Source organism: Proteiniphilum sp. UBA1028, from assembly GCF_002316955.1.
In the GTDB taxonomy this organism is placed as follows: domain Bacteria; phylum Bacteroidota; class Bacteroidia; order Bacteroidales; family Dysgonomonadaceae; genus Proteiniphilum.
In genome coordinates this window covers 36,153-43,146 of record NZ_DCEN01000074.1, presented here as the reverse complement: position 1 = coordinate 43,146, position 6,994 = coordinate 36,153, and the positions used below count along the sequence as shown (strand labels likewise).

Below are 6,994 nucleotides of genomic sequence, written 5' to 3'. Positions count from 1 at the left end.
CCCAGATTCAGCAGATTAAGAAGATGGGTAACCTGAAAGATCTGGCCTCCATGATTCCCGGAGTGGGCAAGCAGATCAAAGACCTGGACATCGACGACGATGCGTTCAAGGGCATTGAGGCGATTATTCGTTCTATGACACCCGGGGAACGCAGCAATCCCGAGATTCTAAACGGGAGCCGGCGTGCCCGCATCGCCAAGGGAAGCGGCACCAACGTGCAGGAGGTGAACAAGCTCCTCAAACAGTTCGACGAGACCCGCAAGATGATGCGGATGATGACTTCGGGAGGTGGCAAAAAGGCAATGCGTAACATGCGGAGAAGATGAAACTGATAGACGGAAAGGCTGTTGCTACACAAATTAAGCAGGAGATAGCCGAAGAGGTAACCCGGATAAAAACGGCCGGAGGCAAAACCCCTCATCTGGCAGCCGTGCTGGTGGGTCACGACGGCGGCAGTGAAACCTATGTGGCCAACAAAGTACGTGCTTGTGAAGAAGTAGGCTTCACGTCCACCCTAATCCGTTACGAGGCGGATGTGACCGAGGAAGAACTCCTCGCCTGCGTGGATCGCTTAAATAAAGATGCAGACATCGACGGTTTCATTGTTCAGCTGCCCTTACCCAAACATATCTCCGAGGAGAATGTGACCGAGGCCATTGATTACCGGAAGGATGTGGACGGCTTTCATCCGGTGAACGTGGGACGTATGTCGCTTGGAATGCCCTGTTTTCTCTCCGCTACGCCAGCAGGAATACTGGAACTTCTGAAAAGGTACAACATCGAAACAAGAGGGAAGCACTGCGTGGTGCTGGGGCGTAGCAACATCGTCGGCAAACCGGCGTCGATGCTGATGATGCAAAAAGGATATCCCGGCGACTGTACCGTTACTGTCTGCCATAGTCGTACAAAAAACATCAAGGAGATCTGCCTGCAGGCCGACATCATCATCGCCGCACTGGGTGTTCCCGAATTTCTGAAGGGAGACATGGTGAAAGAGGGAGCAGTGGTGATTGATGTTGGCACCACCCGCGTGCCGAGCGACAAGACAAAATCAGGGTTCAAGCTGACGGGCGACGTGAAGTTCGATGAGGTGGCGCCCAAATGTGCCTTCATTACGCCAGTGCCTGGGGGTGTGGGCCCGATGACCATTGTGTCACTACTCAGGAACACCCTGCTGGCAGGGAAAAAGGAAATTTATCCCTGATAAACAACTTTTTTCAGCATGAAACGAGTGAAAAAACATGTTGTTGTCACCGGTGGCGCCCAGGGTATTGGCCGGGTCGTATCGCAAGAATTGCTGAATAACGGCTACAAAGTATCAATCTTCGACATCGACAATGAGGCAATGGAGGAGATTCGTCCCCATTTTCCTTCTCGCCACTGCGGGTTCTTTGTTACAGATATTTCCAACGAAGTAAGCCTCCGTTCATCCATCAGGGCGGCTATCAAGAAATTCGGACCAGCATATGGCCTGGTCAATAATGCCGTTTATGAAATCTTCAAGCCAATGGAAGAACTCACCCTGGATGAATGGAACCGGGCCATCACCACCAACCTTACCGGCACCTTTCTCTGCAGCAAGTACCTTGCCCCTTACCTCAGGGAGACCAAGGGGGCGATAGTGAATATGTGTTCTACCAGGGCATTTCAGTCCGAAGCCCACACCGAATCTTACTCAGCCTCCAAGGGCGGTATCTTCTCACTCACCCACGCTATGGCTGTAAGCCTTGCCCCGGATGTACGGGTCAACAGTATCAGCCCCGGATGGATCGATGTGTCGGCAATAAAGAAGAAAAAGGCTGCACGGCAAGTGGAACTAACGAAGGAAGATCATTTGCAGCATCCCGCAGGACGCGTCGGAAATGCCCTGGATGTAGCACGGATGGTTTTGTTTCTTCTGGATGCCGGGAACAGCTTTATTACGGGACAAAACTTCACTGTTGACGGGGGAATGACAAGGAAAATGATCTACGTATAACCCGTTAATTGCGCCTCACTTTAATTAGAACGATACCCACCAGCGTCCAGAATATCTCCCGGATACGCTTGCACAAACTCACAAATACTCCGTAAGCTAGAGGGATCGATAAGACACCATAAACCATCATCATCCCTCCCTCGCGCGATCCCATTTGCATGGGCATAAAAAACAGGAGGTTGCCAACGAGCGACTGAATGGATTCAATGAGCACGCTCTCCCCGAATGACACCGGCCACCCGATGGCCTGCATCATCAGCACCACCTCTACACAGATTAAAAAGCGGGAAAACAGTTCCAGGAGGAGTGAAATAATAAAATCTTTTTTGCGGTTGGTGTACAGATCGGCAATCAGATAATCCATCTGATCAATCTTCTCCTGGTTTTGCAACCGGTAGGCTCTAATTCGTTTTCCGAGAAAAGGCAGTCTGCTTCCCAGTATCAAAGCCCTGTCTACCCCGCCCCTTGTATATACACGGTAAGCCCAAAAAAGCAGAAGGAAGGAAGTGGCACTCGAGAGGAGCATGGCTAGTTCAACCGTATGGGAGAGAACAGGCACCAGGAAAAACAACAACGGGATGGAAATCATCCAGAAGATAAAATGAGAAACAAAATGCATCATGGTCGCCAGCAGCACGGAAGAAGTGGCTTTCTGAATACCCAGCGTCGGTTTCAACTCAATAATCTTATACGGCTCTCCTCCCATCAGTCCGAAGGGGGTGATGTAATTGATTGCAAACCCACTGATGACCAGCTTAAAGAGACTGAAAAAACCGACTCTTTTTGCTTCCGGGCTCCCATCCTGAATAATCAGATTGCAAGAGATTGTGTTCAGGAGATAGACAATTGCCCAAAGTCCGATAATGGGTACGAACCACCAGCCGGTCCGCCTGATATCACTCCAGATGGTGCCGATACCAATTTTATAGATCATAATTCCCAGTGCGAGTACACCGAGAAAAAAGAAAACATTTTGTGCAATCTTTGTTTTTTTTGCCATATTGGGGCAAGTCAGGATATTATTTTCTAAAAGGGGCCTTTACGACAATGGCTTTCAGGCTCTTATTTCGTATCCTGATATAAACCTCGGTATCTGTTTTTGCATATTCGGGCTTTGTATATCCCATCCCGATGCCGGACTTCAGCACCGGCGAGATCGTGCCCGAGGTCACCTTGCCAATCACTTCACCGGCAGCGTTGACAATGTCATAACCGTGACGGGGAATTCCCTTCTCCAACAATTCAAAGCAGCACAGCTTGCGGGATACCCCTTCTGACTTCTCCTTTTCCAGCACCTCCCTGCCTACGAACGGCTTGTTGTCGGCAAATTTTGTGATCCATCCCAGTCCAGCCTGCAAAGGGGTAGTGGTATCATCCAGTTCGTTCCCGTAAAGGCAGAATCCCATCTCAAGGCGCAGCGTATCGCGTGCCCCGAGACCGATTGGCTTGATGCCGTAAGCTGCTCCCTTGTCGAAGAGTGCATCCCAAATCTTACCTCCCTGCTCCGGATAAAAATACAACTCAAATCCGCCGGCCCCTGTGTACCCTGTGTTGGAGATAATGACATTATCTACGCCTGCAACAGTACCGGTTGTAAAGGAGTAATAGGGAATCACGGAGAGATCAACAGAAGTCAGCTTTTGCAGCACCTCCATTGCCTTTGGGCCCTGCACGGCCAACTGTGCCATCCATCCGGAAGCATTTTCCAGTTCCGCTCCCATTGTATTATGTTGCTGACACCAGAGCCAGTCCTTCTCGATATTGGCAGCGTTGACTACAAGAAGATATTTCTCCTGTTCAAACTGGTAGACGATGAAGTCATCCACAATACCACCCTGTTCATTCACAAAACAACTGTATTGTGCCTTACCGGGTTGTAGCCTGGAAGCGTCATTACTCCCTACTCTCTGCAAAAACTCCAGCGCTTTGGGCCCTTTTACCCAAAACTCACCCATGTGCGAAACGTCAAAAACGCCCACGGCATTCACCACTGTGAGGTGTTCATCCATGATACCGGAGTACTCAATGGGCATATTATAACCGGCAAATTCGTGCATCCTGGCTCCAAGAGCAACGTGCAAATCGGTAAACGGGGTCTGTTTCATATTGTAAAAATTAGTTTCAGGATCATTCTTCAGGGGCATCGGCACCTTTCGCAACAAGTTCGGCGATCTTTACAATTACCTCCGATGCTTTTTTCAACGACGGGACCGGCAAAAATTCGTACCTGCCGTGGAAGTTCATTCCACCGGCAAAAATATTGGGACAGGGCAATCCCATGAACGACAGGCGTGCACCGTCGGTGCCTCCCCGTATCGGCCTGATATGAGGCTTCACACCTATCTCCTCCATAGCGCGGGAGGCATAATCAATCACATGCTGCACCGGTTCCACCTTCTCGCGCATGTTATAATACTGATCGGTTAGCTCCAGCTTCAGGCGGTTACCGTACTTTTGGTTAAGGAAATCGACCGATTTTACCATCAGCGCTTTACGTTCTTCGAATCTTGTCCGGTCATGGTCGCGGATGATGAGCGACAGCTTCGCCTCATCCACAGTACCATTTTGTGATATCAGATGAAAAAAGCCCTCGTACCCTTCCGTCGTTTCGGGACGTTCCTCCCCGGGGAGCAGCGCTATCAGCTCGTTGGCCAAATGAAGCGCATTGATCATCTTGTTCTTGGCATATCCGGGATGCACATTGCGTCCCTGTATCTCAATCTTGGCAGAAGCAGCGTTGAAGTTCTCGTACTCCAGTTCTCCCAGCTCGCTGCCATCCATCGTATATGCCCATTGGGCGCCGAATTTGGCCACGTCAAATTTATCGGCTCCGCGCCCTATCTCCTCGTCGGGAGTAAATCCAATCCGAATCTTGCCGTGTTCAATTTCAGGATGATCCAAAAGATATTGCATGGCGGTCATTATTGCTGCGATCCCCGCCTTATCATCAGCTCCCAGCAATGTGGTACCATCGGTGACAATGATATCTTCCCCTGTATGTCTGAGCAATTCCGGGAAATCGGCAGGCGACATGATCACATTTTTTGCTTCGTTCAGCACAATGTCGTTTCCATCGTAATTTTTAATCACCCGCGGATTGACGTTCTCGCCGCTCATATCGGGACTGGTATCGAAATGGGCTATAAACCCGATGACAGGAGTATCTTTGCGTGTATTGGCAGGCAAGGTCGCCATCAGATAACAATTATTATCGAGGCTCACATCGCTTAATCCCATTTCCACAGCTTCTTTTTCAACCTCTTTGGCTAGATTGAACTGCTTTTGGGTACTGGGGGTCTGTGTACTGTTTTCGTCTGATTGCGTATCGATACGCGCATATTTAATAAATCGGTCTACGATATCCATGTATTATGCTGAATTGGTTTGATTTTTTCTTAGTTAGAGCTTTATTGCGTTTACAAAGATAAAAAAATGGGGTGAATAGTAAAAATCATTTATCCTATTTTGTAAGTCGAAAAAAAAACGTACCTTTGCATTCGGGTAAGTCCTATACGGCCAGCTCCCATTGAATCCCCCAGGTCTTGACCGAAGCAAGGGTATTTGGTTGTAGCGGCGCGATATAGTAAGCTTACCCTTTTTTATGATACAACGAACCCCTTCTGCTGCAAGCAACGGAAGGGGTTTTCGTTTATGCTGGATGACAAACGTCACGCAATTTTCGGAAACAGTTTTCTGTCTAACGAATATTTTCCGGCACCTATCAGTACGGATGCAGCAAAAACAATGAGAAGATCGAGAGCATGACCAAAAATCATAAAATTGTCACCGGCTGAAAGATGCGTTGCCAGCGCCACCGACATTGTTCCGGTAAGCAACAAGGCCGCAGGACGAAAGAAAAGCCCCAGCGCAAAGAGCAGCCCTCCCACCGATTCGCCAACCGCACCAAGGAATCCCCAGAACGCCGGAGCAAAATCGATTCCAAAGTTTGACATGGTGCTTCCCACCATCGTCCAGGTTTCCACCCCGCCCGTTATTTTGGGATATCCGTGTAAAAAGATGGATATACCAATTCCCACTCTTAAAATGAGCCATCCGGCCTCTTGTAAATTATTTTTTTGTTTCATATTATTGTTTACTTATAATTAATGCTTATCTGCGCATCTTTAACCATAAACTAACCTGTTTTGTTTATATTTGTAACATAAAAAAAATCGATATGTCAACATATGCTCCTTTTGCCAAACCGATGTACGTGATGCTTAAACCGGTAGGATCAAAGTGCAATCTCAATTGCGACTATTGCTACTACCTGGAAAAGTCCAGCCTCTATCCGGACAAGCATCAGGTGATGAGCGAAGAACTTCTTGAACGTTTTGTTCAACAATATATTGAATCTCAAACCATGCCTCAGGTGATGTTCACCTGGCATGGCGGTGAAACGTTGATGCGGCCCCTCTCCTTTTACAGGAAGGCGGTAGAATTGCAGAAAAAATATGGCCGTGGAAGGCAGATAGACAATTCCATTCAAACCAACGGCACCCTGCTGAACGATGATTGGTGTAAATTCTTTAAAGAGAATAACTTTCTCGTTGGCATCTCTATCGACGGGCCACAGGATTTTCACGACGAATATCGTCGCGACAAGATGGGTCGCCCCTCTTTTCACCGGGTGATGAAGGGAATTGAATTGCTGAAAAAGCATGGCGTAGAGTACAACTGCATGGCGGTTGTGAATGATTACAACGTAGATTACCCGCTTGAGTTCTACCGCTTCTTTAAAGGAATCGGGTGTCAGTATGTGCAGTTCACGCCCATTGTAGAGCGACTGCGAAAAGCTAAATCGCCTTTAAAGTTGGCCACAGCTCAGGAAAATGACGACGAGGTGGAGTTGGCTCCTTTCACCGTGCCGGCAGAAAAGTGGGGAAAATTCCTGTGTACCGTTTTTGATGAATGGATCAAAGAGGATGTAGGGAAAATATTTATTCAGATATTTGACTCCACCCTGGCCAACTGGGTGGGTGAGCAGCCGGGGGTATGCACCATGGCCAAAACATG

Annotated in this window: 7 protein-coding genes and 1 pseudogene; 4 read left to right on the top strand and 4 right to left on the bottom strand. The window is 48.4% G+C overall.

The genetic code is table 11. The features are described from left to right. From B3Z75_RS12785 to B3Z75_RS12775, 3 genes and pseudogenes are all read left to right on the top strand, one after another. A pseudogene (locus tag B3Z75_RS12785) lies at positions 1-326 on the top strand (signal recognition particle protein); the annotation flags it as partial. Then, positions 323-1,204, top strand: a complete 882-nt coding sequence (gene folD, locus B3Z75_RS12780; protein WP_294072386.1) for a bifunctional methylenetetrahydrofolate dehydrogenase/methenyltetrahydrofolate cyclohydrolase FolD — start codon at positions 323-325, stop codon at positions 1,202-1,204. The pseudogene B3Z75_RS12785 and the gene folD, both read left to right, overlap by 4 nt. Positions 1,205-1,222: 18 nt before the next feature. Beyond that, the gene (locus tag B3Z75_RS12775) at positions 1,223-1,978 is read left to right on the top strand and encodes an SDR family oxidoreductase (RefSeq protein WP_294072384.1); all 756 of its coding nucleotides are present in this window, start codon (positions 1,223-1,225) and stop codon (positions 1,976-1,978) included. A gap of 4 nt (positions 1,979-1,982) precedes the next feature. Here the strand turns inward: B3Z75_RS12775 and B3Z75_RS12770 are convergent, their stop codons facing one another. The 4 genes from B3Z75_RS12770 to B3Z75_RS12755 all read right to left on the bottom strand — a co-directional run bounded on the left by B3Z75_RS12770 (position 1,983) and on the right by B3Z75_RS12755 (position 6,063). Next, complete coding sequence (locus B3Z75_RS12770) at positions 1,983-2,978, bottom strand: lysylphosphatidylglycerol synthase transmembrane domain-containing protein (protein WP_294072382.1); 996 nt, start codon at positions 2,976-2,978, stop codon at positions 1,983-1,985. Between the two features lie 19 nt (positions 2,979-2,997). Then, positions 2,998-4,083 (bottom strand): glycine cleavage system aminomethyltransferase GcvT, encoded by a 1,086-nt coding sequence (gene gcvT, locus B3Z75_RS12765; RefSeq protein WP_294072380.1) that lies wholly within the window; start codon positions 4,081-4,083, stop codon positions 2,998-3,000. 22 nt (positions 4,084-4,105) lie between these two features. After that, on the bottom strand, positions 4,106-5,344 hold the full coding sequence (gene pepT, locus B3Z75_RS12760; RefSeq protein WP_294072377.1) for a peptidase T: 1,239 nt from the start codon (positions 5,342-5,344) through the stop codon (positions 4,106-4,108). Between the two features lie 302 nt (positions 5,345-5,646). After that, the gene (locus tag B3Z75_RS12755) at positions 5,647-6,063 is read right to left on the bottom strand and encodes a DoxX family protein (protein ID WP_294072374.1); all 417 of its coding nucleotides are present in this window, start codon (positions 6,061-6,063) and stop codon (positions 5,647-5,649) included. Between the two features lie 86 nt (positions 6,064-6,149). Here B3Z75_RS12755 and B3Z75_RS12750 point away from each other — a divergent pair. Continuing rightward, positions 6,150-6,994: anaerobic sulfatase-maturation protein (locus tag B3Z75_RS12750; RefSeq protein ID WP_294072506.1), on the top strand; the 845-nt coding region annotated here is incomplete at its 3' end.

Bases quoted from the DNA above. Each gene is read 5' to 3' on its own strand.
- folD (WP_294072386.1), top strand. From the start codon at position 323: ATGAAACTGATAGACGGAAAGGCTGTTGCTACACAAATTAAGCAGGAG.
- B3Z75_RS12775 (WP_294072384.1), top strand. From the start codon at position 1,223: ATGAAACGAGTGAAAAAACATGTTGTTGTCACCGGTGGCGCCCAGGGT.
- B3Z75_RS12770 (WP_294072382.1), bottom strand. From the start codon at position 2,978: ATGGCAAAAAAAACAAAGATTGCACAAAATGTTTTCTTTTTTCTCGGT.
- gcvT (WP_294072380.1), bottom strand. From the start codon at position 4,083: ATGAAACAGACCCCGTTTACCGATTTGCACGTTGCTCTTGGAGCCAGG.
- pepT (WP_294072377.1), bottom strand. From the start codon at position 5,344: ATGGATATCGTAGACCGATTTATTAAATATGCGCGTATCGATACGCAA.
- B3Z75_RS12755 (WP_294072374.1), bottom strand. From the start codon at position 6,063: ATGAAACAAAAAAATAATTTACAAGAGGCCGGATGGCTCATTTTAAGA.